17 protein-coding genes are annotated in these 14,001 nt (G+C 66.5%); 9 read left to right on the top strand and 8 right to left on the bottom strand.

Annotated features, from left to right (window positions below; all coding sequences use genetic code 11):
• Window positions 1–3: 3 nt before the first annotated feature.
• From WFP44_RS10460 to ruvX, 6 genes are all read left to right on the top strand, one after another.
• Window positions 4–741 (top strand): pyridoxine 5'-phosphate synthase, encoded by a 738-nt coding sequence (locus WFP44_RS10460; protein WP_377923105.1) that lies wholly within the window; start codon window positions 4–6, stop codon window positions 739–741.
• A gap of 9 nt (window positions 742–750) precedes the next feature.
• Window positions 751–1,152, top strand: coding sequence for a holo-ACP synthase (acpS, locus tag WFP44_RS10455; protein ID WP_336926502.1), 402 nt, complete (start codon window positions 751–753; stop codon window positions 1,150–1,152).
• Window positions 1,149–2,057 (top strand): signal peptidase I, encoded by a 909-nt coding sequence (lepB, locus tag WFP44_RS10450; RefSeq protein ID WP_336926501.1) that lies wholly within the window; start codon window positions 1,149–1,151, stop codon window positions 2,055–2,057. Before acpS ends, lepB begins: the two co-directional genes overlap by 4 nt.
• Window positions 2,058–2,173: 116 nt before the next feature.
• Window positions 2,174–3,196, top strand: coding sequence for an AI-2E family transporter (locus WFP44_RS10445; RefSeq protein ID WP_336926500.1), 1,023 nt, complete (start codon window positions 2,174–2,176; stop codon window positions 3,194–3,196).
• Window positions 3,189–4,361 (top strand): DUF3089 domain-containing protein, encoded by a 1,173-nt coding sequence (locus WFP44_RS10440; RefSeq protein ID WP_336926499.1) that lies wholly within the window; start codon window positions 3,189–3,191, stop codon window positions 4,359–4,361. Before WFP44_RS10445 ends, WFP44_RS10440 begins: the two co-directional genes overlap by 8 nt.
• A gap of 10 nt (window positions 4,362–4,371) precedes the next feature.
• The gene (gene ruvX, locus WFP44_RS10435) at window positions 4,372–4,854 is read left to right on the top strand and encodes a Holliday junction resolvase RuvX (RefSeq protein ID WP_336926498.1); all 483 of its coding nucleotides are present in this window, start codon (window positions 4,372–4,374) and stop codon (window positions 4,852–4,854) included.
• Here ruvX and WFP44_RS10430 read toward each other — a convergent pair.
• From WFP44_RS10430 to argH, 7 genes are all read right to left on the bottom strand, one after another.
• A complete protein-coding gene (locus tag WFP44_RS10430) occupies window positions 4,851–5,750 on the bottom strand; it encodes a transposase (RefSeq protein ID WP_336926497.1) in 900 nt (299 codons plus the stop codon). The two genes, ruvX and WFP44_RS10430, sit on opposite strands and share 4 nt — an antisense overlap.
• Entirely contained in the window at window positions 5,750–6,703 is a 954-nt protein-coding gene (locus WFP44_RS10425; RefSeq protein ID WP_336926496.1) for a hypothetical protein, read from the bottom strand. Before WFP44_RS10425 ends, WFP44_RS10430 begins: the two co-directional genes overlap by 1 nt.
• A gap of 14 nt (window positions 6,704–6,717) precedes the next feature.
• Entirely contained in the window at window positions 6,718–6,885 is a 168-nt protein-coding gene (locus WFP44_RS10420; protein ID WP_336918176.1) for a hypothetical protein, read from the bottom strand.
• 74 nt (window positions 6,886–6,959) lie between these two features.
• Window positions 6,960–7,769 (bottom strand): precorrin-2 dehydrogenase/sirohydrochlorin ferrochelatase family protein, encoded by an 810-nt coding sequence (locus WFP44_RS10415; RefSeq protein ID WP_336926495.1) that lies wholly within the window; start codon window positions 7,767–7,769, stop codon window positions 6,960–6,962.
• A 7-nt stretch (window positions 7,770–7,776) separates the two neighbouring features.
• Window positions 7,777–9,042 carry a diaminopimelate decarboxylase gene (gene lysA, locus WFP44_RS10410; RefSeq protein WP_336926494.1) on the bottom strand — a complete coding sequence of 422 codons (1,266 nt, stop codon included), beginning with the start codon at window positions 9,040–9,042 and terminating at the stop codon, window positions 7,777–7,779.
• 12 nt (window positions 9,043–9,054) lie between these two features.
• Complete coding sequence (locus tag WFP44_RS10405; protein WP_336926493.1) at window positions 9,055–9,270, bottom strand: hypothetical protein; 216 nt, start codon at window positions 9,268–9,270, stop codon at window positions 9,055–9,057.
• Between the two features lie 20 nt (window positions 9,271–9,290).
• Window positions 9,291–10,667 (bottom strand): argininosuccinate lyase, encoded by a 1,377-nt coding sequence (argH, locus tag WFP44_RS10400; protein ID WP_336926555.1) that lies wholly within the window; start codon window positions 10,665–10,667, stop codon window positions 9,291–9,293.
• Window positions 10,668–10,734: 67 nt separating this feature from the next.
• On the opposite strand from argH, the gene WFP44_RS10395 reads away from it, so the two are divergent.
• Both WFP44_RS10395 and WFP44_RS10390 read left to right on the top strand, forming a co-directional pair.
• Window positions 10,735–11,298: a TlpA family protein disulfide reductase gene (locus tag WFP44_RS10395; RefSeq protein ID WP_336926492.1), complete on the top strand. Its 564-nt coding sequence runs from the start codon at window positions 10,735–10,737 to the stop codon at window positions 11,296–11,298.
• A complete protein-coding gene (locus WFP44_RS10390; RefSeq protein WP_336926491.1) occupies window positions 11,291–12,085 on the top strand; it encodes a dioxygenase family protein in 795 nt (264 codons plus the stop codon). Before WFP44_RS10395 ends, WFP44_RS10390 begins: the two co-directional genes overlap by 8 nt.
• On the opposite strand, the gene WFP44_RS10385 is transcribed toward WFP44_RS10390, so the two are convergent.
• Window positions 12,078–12,230, bottom strand: coding sequence for a hypothetical protein (locus WFP44_RS10385; protein WP_336926490.1), 153 nt, complete (start codon window positions 12,228–12,230; stop codon window positions 12,078–12,080). The genes WFP44_RS10390 and WFP44_RS10385 overlap by 8 nt on opposite strands.
• Before the next feature lie 178 nt (window positions 12,231–12,408).
• Here WFP44_RS10385 and WFP44_RS10380 point away from each other — a divergent pair, with 178 nt between their 5' ends.
• Window positions 12,409–14,001: a flavin monoamine oxidase family protein gene (locus WFP44_RS10380; protein ID WP_336926489.1), complete on the top strand. Its 1,593-nt coding sequence runs from the start codon at window positions 12,409–12,411 to the stop codon at window positions 13,999–14,001.

Genomic DNA, 14,001 nt, shown 5'->3' with positions numbered 1-14,001 from the left:
CGCATGGGCCGTCTGCGCCTTGGCGTGAACATCGACCACGTGGCCACCATCCGCAATGCGCGCGGCGGGGATCATCCCGATCCGGTGCGCGCGGCGGAAATCGTGGCGCGTGTGGGCGGCGATGGCATCACCGCGCATCTGCGCGAAGATCGCCGCCATATCCGCGACGAGGATCTGCGCCGCATTCAGGCCGCGACCGATCTGCCGCTCAATCTGGAAATGGCCGCGACCGAGGAAATGCTCGCCATTGCGCTGGCCCACACACCGCACGCCGCCTGCATCGTGCCCGAAAAGCGCGAGGAGCGCACGACCGAAGGCGGCCTCGATGCCGCGGGCCTGCACAACCAGCTTGCGCCCATCTGTGCGCGCCTTGCCGATGCGGGCATCCGTGTCAGCCTGTTCATCGAGGCGAGCGAGAAGCAGCTTGAAGCCGCGATGCGCCTGGGCGCGCCGGTGGTGGAGTTTCACACGGGCGAGTATGCGCACGCCTGGCTCGACGGCGACCGCGAGAAGGTGGCGCGCGAACTGAAGCGCGTGACCGATATGGCCGCGCTCGCGGCCAAGAACGGGATCGAGCCGCACGCCGGCCACGGCCTGACATACGCAAATGTGCAGCCGATCGCCGCGATTCCCCAGATCGCGGAGCTCAATATCGGCCATTATCTGATTGGCGAGGCGGTGTTTGTCGGGCTGGAGAACGCCGTTTTGCGGATGCGCGAACTCATGGATGCGGCGCGGTAGGATGGCGGCATGATCATCGGCCTCGGCTCTGACCTGTGCAATATTGACCGCATCGCCAATTCGCTCGCCCGGTATGGGACGCGGTTCGAGGAACGCGTGTTCACCGATGTGGAGCGCGCCAAGGCGGGCCGCCGCCCGCTCACCAAGGCAGGCACCTATGCCAAGCGTTTTGCCGCCAAGGAGGCCTTTTCAAAAGCGGTGGGAACCGGGTTCAAACGCGGCGTGTTCATGAAGGATATCGGCGTGGTCAATGCCCCATCGGGCGCGCCCACGCTTCACCTGACCGGCGGTGCAGCGGCGCGGCTGGCTGAACTTACACCGCCGGGGCACCGCGTGACGATCCACCTGACGCTGACCGACGACCACCCTTTTGCGCAGGCCTTCGTCATTCTGGAGGCGCATCCGGCATGAGCGGCCCGGATACCGAAAAGGGCGCGGCCAGCAAGCCGCAGGTCAACTGGTTTGCCGAAATACGCGGCCTGGCGCTGATGATCCTGGCCGTGTTGGCGTTTCACACCTTCATCGCCAAGCCGTTTTATATTCCCAGCACCAGTATGCTGCCAACGCTGATGGTGGGCGACCGGCTGGTGGTAAGCAAATATCCCTATGGCTGGAGCTGGGTATCGGTCAGCTTCCATTTGCTGCCGCGCGGCGATTGGCGCATCGCCCCCGCCACCCCTGAATATGGCGATATCGTGATCGTTGTGCCGCCCGACCGGGCGGAGGATTATATCAAGCGCGTTGTGGCATTGCCGGGCGACCGCATTGCCATAGTCAACGGCCGCATCATCCTGAACGGTGAACCCGTGCCGCAGGCGGTCGAACCGGCCGTGCGCCTGCCTGCTCTGCACCAGAACAGTTGCGACAATGGCTGGGGCGCCGTGGGGCCGTGCCTTGACGTGTTCGAGGATTACCGGGTGCGGCTGGAGGATGGCCGCGAAGTGATCGAGCCACCGACCTACCGCGAAACGCTGCCCAACGGGGCAAGCTATCTCATCATCGACCACCGCGAGCAGGGTCTCGACAATTTTGACGAGATCACCGTGCCTGAGGGCCATGTGTTCCTGATGGGCGACAACCGCGACCATTCGGCCGACAGCCGCGCGCCATCCGCCTTTGACGGGGGCAACGGGCTTGGCGGGCCGGTGCCGCTGGCCGATATTGGCGGGCGGGCCGAATTCATCACCTTCTCGCTCGACGGGCGGGCCACGCGCAATCCCTTGACATGGTGGGGTGCGCTCAGGCCTGATCGCGCGCTGACCAGCCTGCGCCCGCCACTGGCGGGAACCGGGACTGGAATTGGAGCCGAGCAATGAGTGCCACACCTCCTGACCCGGAAACAAAGCTGCCCCGCGGGCCCGGCACCCCTTCCTTGGGCCCCAGCCCCACGCGAATCGCCAGCGCGGAATTACGGCATGAGGCGCAGCGGGCCATGATCTGGATCGCGCTGGTCAGCCTCACCATTCTGGCTGTCTACATCTCGCAAAGCCTGTTGGTGATCTTCGGCGCATTGGTGTTTGCCGCGATGATCGACGGGGGCGCGCGGCTGATTGCCAGAGTGGCGCCGATCGGGCGCATCTGGCGCATTGCCATCGTTCTGCTGGCATCGGTGGCCTTCCTTGTCTGGCTGGCGATGTTTGCCGGATCGCAGATCAGCCGCGAAGCCGCGCAATTCCCCGCCATTGTCGAGGCGCAGACGATCGATTTCCTCGCCTGGCTCGACCGGCAGGGATTCCAGATCGACATCAGCAGCGTGCAGGGGCTGATCGGCCAGGCGGTGAGCGGTTTTGGCACCATAACGCGCGCCTTGGGCGGGATACTTGGAGGGCTTACCACGCTCGTTCTCATCGCGATCATCGGCATTTACGTGGCGCTGGAACCGCGCCTGTATGAGCGGGGCGTGGCCTGGATGCTGGCGACCAAGAAGCGGGCTGATTTCCACATCCTTGTCACCCGCATGGCCTATACCATGCGCCGCCTGATGTTCGGGCGGCTGGTGGGCATGGTGTTCGAAGGGGTTCTGACCTACATCATGCTGGCGGCATATGGCGTGCCCATGGCGGCACTGCTGTCGATCATTACCGCGCTGCTCGCTTTCATACCCAATATCGGGGCGTTCATTTCGGGCGTGCTGATGGTGCTGGTGGGCTTTTCCGGCGGATACGAGATGGGGCTGTACACGATCTTTGTCTATTTCGTGGTGCAGACGTTTGATGGCTATGTGGTGATCCCGCTGATCGCCAAGAAGACGGTCGATCTGGCCCCGGCGCTGGTGCTGGCGATGCAGCTGATCATGGGCATATTGTTCGGCATTCTGGGCCTGTTTCTGGCCGATCCGCTGTTGGCGATGATCAAGGTGGCGCTGGAACACCGTGCGGAAAAGAACACCGCCGAGCAGGGCGACCCACTCGGTGAGGTGGCCGAGGGCGAGCTGGCGGAGAGCGGCGATGCGTAAGTTCCTCTACATCATCGTGGCGGGCATTTTGCTGTCAGCCGCCGCGCTGTTTGCGCTGCGCCTTTATGGCGAGCAGCTGACGCAGCTGGTGCTGGTGCCATCCGCCCCCTTCGAGGCGCAGGGCGCGCTGGCGGACAATGCCTATGCCGATCCCGCGATGTGGTTCTCCCGCCCCGGCATGGATGCGCCCACCGATCCGGCGCGCTGGCAACCGCCGCCGGACACGGAGAAATCGCTTCCCGCCGCCACTCCCCTCCCCAGCGAAGACCCGGCCGCCACAGCCGCGGGGCCGGTGCCGCGCTTTGCCGTGTTCTTCATCCACCCCACCAGCTATTACAGCGGACAGCGCTGGAACGCGCCGCTGGACGACGAAGGCGCGAGAACGCTCGCCCGCAATTTCGTGCGCGGCATGGCCAGCGCGTTCAACCCGGCGAGCGAGATCTGGGCGCCGCGATACCGGCAGGCGGCATTCGGTGCCTTTGTGACCACCGCGCCCGATGCCCAGATGGCGCTCGACGCGGCCTATGCCGATGTGGAACAGGCGTTCGATTTCTTCGTCGCCAGCCTCGATCCCGCCACGCCCATCGTGCTGGCGGGGCACAGCCAGGGCGCGCTGCACCTGCTGCGGCTGCTGCGCGAAAAGGTGGCGGGCACCGATCTGGAGCCGCGGCTTGCCTTGGCCTATCCCATCGGCTGGCCGATATCGGTCGCGCACGACCTGCCCGCCCTGCCGCTGCCCGCCTGTGCCGACGCGCAGCAGACGCGCTGCATCCTTGCCTATGCCAGCTTTGCCGAGCCGGCCGAACCGGGCCAGTTCCTCACCCGCTATGCCGCCCTGCCGGGAGCGGATGGCGCGGCGCGCGGAGCAGACGATCCGATCCTGTGCGTCAACCCGCTGACCGGGGCGGCGGGCGGCGTGGCCGATCTGTCGCGCAATTACGGCACGCTGGTGCCCGATGCGAATCTGGAAAGCGGCGAGCTGATTTCAGGGGCAGTGCCGGCGCGGTGCGATCCCGCCACCGGCCTGCTGCTGATCGGCGATCCGCCGCGCATGGGCCCGTTCGTTTTGCCGGGCAATAATTATCACAGCTATGACATCCCGCTGTTCTGGGCCAATCTTCGCGCCGATGTGACGCGGCGGATGCGCGCCTTTGCCCCCAAATGATGCCCGGTTGATGGAAGCGGGGCTGGTCACCGAAAAGGCGATGGAGTTTCGCGATGCGCTGCCCGAAGACGGCGGCGCGTTGCTGGGGCTTGATCTGGGCACGCAGACCATCGGCACCGCGCTGTGCGATGCGGACTGGCGCTTTGCCACGCCCGCCAGCACGCTGCCGCGCGGCAAGTTTGGCCGCGACAAGGCGGTGCTTGCCGATTTGATCGCTGCGCGCCGGGTGAAGGGCATCGTTATCGGCCTGCCGCTCAACATGGATGGAAGTTCCGGCCCACGCGCACAGGCCAGCCGCGCCTTTGCCCGCAATCTGGCGGTTCTGGGCCTGCCCATCCTGCTGTGGGACGAACGCTGGTCCACGGCTGCTGCCGAACGCGACATGATCGCGCAGGATTTCAGCCGGACCAAGCGCGCGCAGCGGATCGACGCGCACGCCGCCGCCGTCATCCTGCAAGGCGCAATCGACCGGCTGGCGGGCGGGATACTCTAGGCTTCGGCCAGTTCCCGCCGCCGGCGCGTGGCCTCGCCTGCGATCAGGCGGCTGCCATTGCTTTCGGCGCGCCGCCACAGATCGTCGCGCGCCGCCACGTCCATGATTCCCGCCTGCGCCTCCAGCGCCACCAGACGCAGCCGCTCGCTCACATGGTGCTGCGCAAAGTTCTCGGCCAGATCCAGCGCATCCGGGTGCTCCAGTCCCACCGCCACGCGCAGGAACAATTCGTTGCAGCCGGGGCTGAGCACGCGGGTGATCTCGTCGCGATCCACATCAAAGCCGTATTGGTCCAGCCAGCCCTGTGCCCCGCCCGAATGCATGATGTTGACGCTGACCGAGAGGCTTTCGGGCGGCAATTGCGAATGCACGTCCAGATGCGCGCGGTAATGCATCAGCTTGCCGGGATCGAGCGTCGAGCGTTCGATAAACCGCAGGCCCGCCTTCTCCCCGATCACGCCGGCCACCGCCTCGTAATCATATTCGTAATAGTCCGAGGCGTAGCCCGGCCCGAAATAGCCCACGGTCAGAAAGTGGAAATTGTGATCGTGCGGCACTTCGTAGCTGAAGGCAGCCTGCCCCGAGGCACGGAACACATGGTCGTTGGGGCCGGGCCAGAAATTGGCACGCAGGAAGTAATCGGGCGCAAAGGGCGACAGCATCACCACCTGCGCGCCATAGGAACTGGCATTCTCCTGCCCTTCCGGCCCGTCCTTCAGTTCGGCCAGCATGATCTCGGCCAGAAAATCGCGGTTGTTGCCAAGACGGCGCAGCCAGTGGGCGGCGTGGAGCAGGCTCTCCTCCTCCAGCGGGTCAAAGCCGCTTGCATCCAGCGCGGCGATGCACGCGCCAAGGTCGCACGGGGTTTCGTCCACGCATTCGATCACGCGGGGCATCAGGCAATCTCCACTTCGCCAAGTTGCGGGTAGTCTTCCAGCAGGCGCGCATACAGCGCGGCGGCTTCGGCATAGAGGCTGTCGGCCGGATCGCGCGCAATGCGGGTCAGCGCGGCAAAGCCCTGCGCGGTATCGAGCGCCAGACATTCGCGCAGCGCCTGCCAGCGCAAACCGCGGTCGTGTTCGCGCTCCACCATTCCTGCCAGCACAGGAGCGGCATCGCGGCGCTGCATCCGGCCGAGCAGCGCGGCCATCATCTCGCGCCGGCTGGTGGCGAGCGATCCGGCAGACAAATGCAACAGGCGGCCCGTATCGCGGTCATATTCGCGCGCGGGGTTCGGCGTGGCCGACGCCTGCACCAGACACAGCGTGACCAGCCGCCGCTCCACACGGGTCACGCGCAGCGCCTCGTCGGTGCAGGCCAGGCCCAGCCGCACGCCGCCTTCCAGCACAAGCGCCTCCTCGGTGAAGCGCACCTTTTCCACCGGGCCGTGAATACGCAGGATCCCGGCCTCGGCCCGCCCGGCCAGCACGGCCTCGTAACGCAGATCGTCGAAAAACGTGACGCTGGAATAGGCATAGGAGCCCGGCTCGCGCGCCTGCAGCACCAGGCTGGCGCGGCCCGAACGGGCGAGCAGCAGGCTGGACGCCTTGCCATCAAACCCGTTGCGGAACGGAGGATGCGCCAGCGGGTGCGCCGCGATTCCACCGCAGAAATGGCGGACGAGCGAGGCCATCAACGCCTCTGCCGCGCCCTGCCCGGTGAACATTGCGTCGAGCGCCGGACATTCCTCCAGCCGGGCGCCGCAGCCAAATTCCCTGAACTGGGCCAGCACGCTTGCCGCGTCCGGCTCGGCCCGCCAGCCATCCAGCGCGGCCTGCATTGCGGCCTGGGCTTGGCGCTGCGGAGCCCGGTCGCTCCGCAGCGCCGCGATTGCGGGGTGAACACGCATCGCCAGCCGCCCGCTCAGATCAGGCCGCCGCCGCCGCCGCCATTGGCTTCATAGACAATCGTCGCGATCATCACGATCCGGTCGTCATGGCCGGGGTTGGGGGTGCGGCCGGAACCGAACACGCCGATCAGATTTGTCAGTTCCGGCAGGCTCGCCAGATCGATGTTGGGCAGAAATTTCATTGATGCATTCTCCTCTTGCGGACGGGCATTTCCCGGCCGGGGAGAATGTGACGCGGCGCGGCCTGCGTTTGAAATTAAGAGATTGTAATTGATCCCTGCGCCGCCGGATCGAGCCGCAGCACGACCACCAGCCCTTCCGGTTCATGGCCGGTGAAGGGCAGCACATGGCGCGCGGCATCGGCGCGCGCGCGGTCGAGAATGGCGTCCGGAATTGCGGGATCGTGCAACACCGCATCCGCGCTGCCCAGCAGGCGCGCGGCACGCAAGGTGAGATCCTCGGGATCGATGCTGGACAGCGTGATCTCGATGCGGCCCTGCGCCCCCTCGCCCGCTGCGCCCACCAGCCAATCGTCGATCCGCGCGGCGGCACCTGCGCGCAAGGGGTCGAGCGGGCCGCCCGTGGTCAGCGCGCGGTCGAGCGCCTGCCGCCGGTCCCCCATAACGGGCCAGCGTGCCTTGATCGCGCCGCGCGCCTGCCCCAGCCGCAGCGCCAGATCGCCAAGGTCTGCCGGCAACAGCGCCTCCAGCCGCAGGCGCAATTGCTTGGCCAGTCCCGCCGATGCGCCATCGGTGCCCACCGCCACCAGCACCGGATCGCGATCCAGAATGCTGGGCGTAGTGAAATCGCACAGGTCGGGCCGGTCAACCACATTGACGAGCAGTCCCGCCCCGCGCGCGCGGATGGCGTCCGCCTCGCACATGGACGGGCTTTCATGCGCGATGAAGGCCAGCCGCGCGCCGCGATCCACCCCTTCGGCCAGATCGCCGATCACCTCGGCCCCGGCGCGTTCGACCAGCCGCCGCTTGGGCTCGGCCATCGGCCCCTCGCCCAGCACCACCACCGGTTGTCCGGCAAGGCGGTGGAAGAGCGGCAGGCTTCTCATATGCCGCTCAATCGAGCCATTCGGGCACACGCTCCGCCGCGGTGATTTCGGCGGGCAGGATGCGATCGGCAACGCTGGCCACCTTGTCCCCGTCCACCATCACCTCGGCCACGAAGCCGCGCGAATTGTAGGAGCTGGCCATGGTCGCGCCATAGGCACCGGCGGTGCGGAACACCGCCAGATCGCCGCGTTCCAGCGCATCGGTCTCGCGGTCACGGGCAAAGGTGTCGCCCGTTTCACAGATCGGCCCCACGATATTGGCCACCATGCGCGTGCCCTGCGGCTTCACCGCGTCAAAATCGTGCCACGAACCGTAGAGCGCCGGGCGCGCCAGATCGTTCATCGCCGCGTCCACAATCACGAACGGCACGCGGTTGCCGTTGCGCTTCACCCGCACCACGCGGGTCAGCAGCACGCCCGCATTGCCCGCAATCACCCGGCCCGGCTCGAACATCAGCGTCACGTCCCAGCCCCTGGTCACACGCGCGACCATGTGGCCATATTCCGCCGGGCTGGGCATCACTTCGCCCGCGCGGTAAGGCACGCCAAGCCCGCCGCCCAGATCGACATGGGTAACGGTGCCGCCAGCCCCGCGAATCTGCTGAAGCAGCGCACCGATTTTCTCGAACGCCAGTTCCAGCGGGCGCAGATCGGACAATTGGCTGCCGATATGCACCGCCAGCCCGCGCATATCCAGCCCCGGCAGCGCGGCAAGGCGCAGATACATCGCCACCGCCATGTCGATCGGCACGCCGAATTTGTTGTCCGCCTTTCCGGTCGAAATCTTTTCGTGCGTGCCCGCGTCAATGTCCGGGTTCACGCGCAGCGCACAAGGGGCACGAAGGCCACGCGCGGCAGCCAGCTCCGCCAGTTCCAGCCCTTCTTCCTCGCTTTCGATATTGAACTGGCCGATCCCTTTTTCGAGGCCCATCACCAGCTCGGCCTCGGTCTTGCCCACGCCCGAAAACACGATGTCGGCCGCGGGCATCCCGGCAGCCAGCGCGCGCGCCAGTTCGCCGCCCGACACCACATCCGCGCCATAGCCCTCGCGCTGCATCACGCGCAGCACGGCCAGATTGGGGTTGGATTTGACGGCAAAGGCAATGTGCGCGGGCTTGTCCAGACCCGCCAGCGCCTCGCGAAACACGCGCGCGTGGCGTTCCAGCGTGGCGCGCGAATAGATATAGACCGGGGTGCCGAATTCCTCGGCAATGCGGCTCATGGGCACGTCTTCGGCGTGGAGTTCGCCGTTCTTGAACTGGAAATGATCCATCGGTTTGTTCGTTCAGCCTTCAGGCGGGAGATCGAAGGGATCGTCCTCGCGTTCTTCGGATTCGCGCCGCAATTCGACGCTGCGTTCGGGCACGGCGGTCGGCTCGCTGCGGAGCAGCCGCGCGGCATCGGGCGGCTCGCTGGCGCCATAGGGGGCGGGCGGCAGGCTCGCGCCTTCGGGCGGCACCAGATCGCCGATGCGTCCGCAGGATGCGAGCGTCAGGGCCATAAAGACTGCGGCTGCGCGCCTCATCCCTCGCCCTCCAGCTCGGCAAGCGCTTCGGCCACGCGGGCCCGAACCTGATCGGGCGCGGTGCCGCCATAGCTGGCGCGCGCGGCAACCGATGCCTCCACCGACAGCGCGGCGAACACCCGCTCGTCAATCCGCGCGTCGATGGCCTGCAAATCGGCGAGCGGCAATTCGTCCAGCGCCACGCCGCGGCTTTCCGCCAGTTTCACCGCCGCGCCGGTGATATGGTGCGCCTCGCGGAAGGGAATATTCGCCTGCCGCACCAGCCAGTCGGCCAGATCGGTCGCGGTGGCATAGCCGAGTTCGGCCGCCTGCCGCATGCGGTCGGTGCGGAACGTGCTGTCCGCCACCATCCCGGTCATCGCCGCGATCGACAGGCCCAGCAGGTTCGCTGCCTCGAACACGGGCGGCTTGTCGTCCTGCATATCCTTGGAATAGGCGAGCGGCAGACCCTTCATCGTCACCATCAGGCTGGTCAGGCAGCCCACGATGCGCCCGGCATGGCCGCGCACCAGTTCGGCGGCGTCGGGGTTCTTTTTCTGCGGCATGATCGAGGAGCCGGTGGAGAGGCTGTCGGCCATGCGCACAAAGCCGAAGGGCTGGCTGGCCCAGATCACGAATTCTTCCGCCAGCCGCGACAGATGCAGGCTGCACTGCGCGGCGGCCTGCAGGTAATCGAGCGCAAAATCGCGGTCGGATACGCCATCGAGGCTGTTGCGCATCGGCGCATCGAAGCCCAGCGCCGCCGCCGTCATCTGCCGGTCAATCGGGAAGCCTGTCCCCGCCAGCGCGGCGCTGCCCAAAGGCGAGACATTGAGCCGGGCGCGCGCATCGGCAAATCGGCTGCGGTCGCGGCGGATCATTTCGTAATAGGCCATCAGGTGATGACCCAGCGTGACCGGCTGCGCGGTTTGCAAATGGGTGAAGCCGGGCATGATGCTGGCCGCGTGCGTGCCCGCCTGTGCCAGCAGAGCGCTTTGCAGCGCTTTCAGCCCCGCATCGGTCTGGTCGATGGCGTCGCGCACCCACAGGCGAAAATCGGTCGCCACCTGGTCGTTGCGGCTGCGCGCGGTGTGCAGCCGGCCTGCCGCCGGGCCGATCAGTTCGGCAAGGCGGCTTTCGGTGGTCATGTGGATGTCTTCCAGATCCCAGTTCTCCGCAACCCCGTTCGCCGCATATTCGGCCGCAATCTGATCCAGCCCGTGCAATATCGCCTCGGCATCCGCATCGGTAACGATACCGCACGCGGCCAGCATCCGCACATGGGCGCAGCTTGCGGCGATATCCTGCCGCCACAGGGCCTTGTCGAACGGGATCGAGGCATTAATCTCGCGCATGATGGCGGAAGGCCCTTCGGCGAACCGCCCGCCCCACATCGCGTTGGAGGAATTGCCCTTGCTCAAGATCACACACCGTTCCGCTAAGCTTGCCGTCGCCTGCCTGATGGCAGGGGCTCTGGCGGGTTGCGATACCGGCGCGAGCGATGAGGCGCAAGGCGGGGAAGAGGTTGCGGCAGAAACCGGCGCGCATGAGTTTACCGGCATCATCGAACGCGGCTTTGCCGGCGATGCCTTGCCCGATGTCACGCTGACCGACCCGGATGGCACCACGCTGCGACTGGCGGAGGCGACCGGCACACCGGTGCTGCTCAACCTCTGGGCCACCTGGTGCGCGCCCTGCGTGGCCGAAATGCCGCTGCTCGACACGCTGGCGGGCGATCTGGCGGGGCAGGTGCGCGTGCTGACGGTGAGCGAGGACATGAACGGGGCCGAGGCGGTCGTGCCTTTCTTTGAGCGGCACGGCTACCGCAACCTGCCGCGCTGGATGGACCCGGCGAATGATCTGGCCTTCAAGTTCGGCGGCGGAGCGGTGCTGCCGCTGACGGTGCTGTATGATGCGCAGGGCCGCGAAGTGTGGCGCATGATGGGCGCCTATGACTGGAGCAGCGAGGATGCCCGCGCCCTGATCGCGGAGGGGCTGGCCGAAGCAGGTTCCCAAGGTGGCTGATCACCGCCCGCCCGGCTTCCCGTCGCAATTCGCCGCCGATATGGCGCGGCGGCGCGTGCTGGCCGGGCTCGCCACCGGCATTGGCGGCGCGCTGCTGGCCGCCTGCGGGAAAAGCGCGGGCGCACAGGCGCTGGCCACGGCCAGTTCGTGCCCCGCGACACCGGAGGAAATCCGCGGCCCCTACCCGGCTGATGGCGTGGGCGGGCATGACCGGCGGATCAATGTGCTGGTGATGGACGGGGTGGAACGCGCCGATATCCGCGCCAGCTTTGCCGGAATGGATGGCGAGGCGCCGGGCGTGCCGATGGCGGTCGAACTGGAACTGGTCGCCGCTGCCGCTGCCTGCGCGCCGTTGCCGGGGCACGCAGTCTATCTGTGGCAATGCGATGCCGCGGGCGACTATTCGCTCTATACACGGCGCGAGGTGAATTACCTGCGCGGCGTGCAGGTGGCCGATCAGGCCGGCATGGTGCGATTCACCTCGATCGTGCCGGGCTGTTACGGGGGCCGCGCGCCGCATCTGCATCTGGAAGTGTTCGCCAGCCTGAATGCAGCCTTATCGGGTGCGGCGCCGCTGCTGGTCTCTCAACTGGGCCTGCCGCAGGAGCCGTGCGACGCGGTCTATGCCGACCGGGCGGTGTATGGAACAAGCGCGGCCAACCATGCGCGCTGGAACGTGGCGCGCGACTGGGCCTTTCGCGGAGAAGGCCGGGCGCACATGATACTGGATATGGCAGGCGATCCGGCAACAGGCTACACGTCAACCGCGCGCATATCCCTCAGCTGATTGCTTCGGCAAGCCGGGCTGCGTCCACCACCTGCACCGCGCAAGGCAGGGTGTCGAGCGTTTCGGCACGCACCGGGCGCGGGGGCCACATGATCGCGGGAACCGCCAGAGCCACGCTGGTGGAAAACAGGACAACGCCGCGCATCGCTTGATCTCCAATTGCTGCAATGCGGCCAAACTAACGCGCAGGCCCGCGCGCCCAATACGCTGTTCGGCGTATCCCCTTGCGCCCTGCGCAGGCGGATGACCGGCGCCAAGAACCGGGCGCAACAGGTTCCCTTGCACACAAGGCACCGCAGGTTTCGCCCACAACAGGGGCGAACATGGGCGAATTTCCGCAAATCCCGATGACCAAGCGCGATCTCCTTTCAATGATCGGCAAATCCGCCGGCGCCGGCGCCATGCTGATGGCCATGGCCCCGCTGGGCCAGGCGCACGCTTCCACCTTTACCGGGCCGATCAACCTGCAAGGCGGCGGCACCGGCAAATCGGTTCTGATCCTGGGCGCAGGCATTGCCGGGATGGTCGCGGCACTGGAACTCACCCGCGCCGGCTATCAGGTGCAGGTGCTCGAATACAATGCGCGGGTCGGCGGGCGATGCTGGTCCTTGCGCGGCGGGGACAGCTATACCGAACTGGGCGGCGCGACGCAGAACTGCACCTTTTCCGATGGCAATTACCTCAATCCCGGCCCCTGGCGCATTCCCACCGAACATGGCGGGGTGATCCATTACTGCAAGGAACTGGGCGTGCCGCTGGAGCCGTTCCAGCAGAACAATTACAATGCCTATCTGCACCACACCGACGCGTTTGACGGCAAGCCGCAGCGCTACAAGACGATTCAGGCCGATTATTACGGCCATGTGGCGGAACTGCTGGCCAAGGCGGTGCGGCAGAATGCGCTGAGCGATACGGTCACGGCAGACGATGCGGAAATCCTGCTGGAATCGCTGCGCAGCTGGGGCGCGCTGGATCGCAATATGCGTTATGTCGCCAGCAACGCCGCCTCTGGCCGGCGCGGATGGGCCAAGGGGCCCGGCGGCGGGTTGACGGCAGAGCCTATCCCGTCCGAACCGATGGATTTGTCCTCCGTCCTCAAATCGGGCCTGTGGCGCAATATAGCCACCCACATGACGAACGAACACCAGCACGCGATCTTCCAGCCGGTGGGCGGGATGGACCGGATCGCGGCGGGCTTTGGCCGGGCCGTGGGCCACCTCATCCGCCACAACGCCAAGGTCACCTCCATCCGGCAAAGCGATGCGGGCGTCGTTGCCGAATACGAGGACACGCGCACCGGCGAGAAGCTGACCGCAGCCGCCGATTACTGCGTGTGCACGCTGCCGCTGTCCATTCTGGCGCAGATTCCGCTCAATGTCGGGCCGGATATGGCCGCCGCCATCCGCGCGGTGCCTTACCGCCCCAGCCTGAAAGTGGGGCTGGAATTCAAGCGCCGCTTCTGGGAGCAGGACGAGCAGATCTATGGCGGGATCACCAGCACCAATTTGCCGATCAGCCAGATCTCCTATCCCAGCGACAAATACGGTTCGTCCGGGCCGGGCGTGCTGCTGGCTGCCTATTCGGGCGGATCATTTGCCTACGAGATGACCGCGCTTCCGCCCGAGGAGCGCATTCGCCGCACGCTGGAAATGGGGGCGATGATCCATCCGCAATACCGCGAGGAATTTGTCAGCGGCATTTCGGTTGGCTGGCACCGCGTGCCCTTCGTGCTGGGCTGTTTCGGGATGTGGTCGGAAGAGACGCGCGCGCGCCACTATTCCAATCTGTGCCAGATCGACAACCGCGTCGTTCTGGCGGGCGAGCACGCCTCCTACATCGGTGGCTGGATCGAGGGCGCGGTCACCTCTGCGCTCGATGCCGTCACCCGCCTCCACCAACGCATTCAGGCCGCATAA

The organism is Alteraurantiacibacter palmitatis (assembly GCF_037154115.1).
In the GTDB taxonomy this organism is placed as follows: Bacteria; Pseudomonadota; Alphaproteobacteria; order Sphingomonadales; family Sphingomonadaceae; genus Alteraurantiacibacter; species Alteraurantiacibacter palmitatis.
Note: the sequence above shows the minus strand (reverse complement) of the source record. Positions and strands in the feature narration are given on the sequence as shown.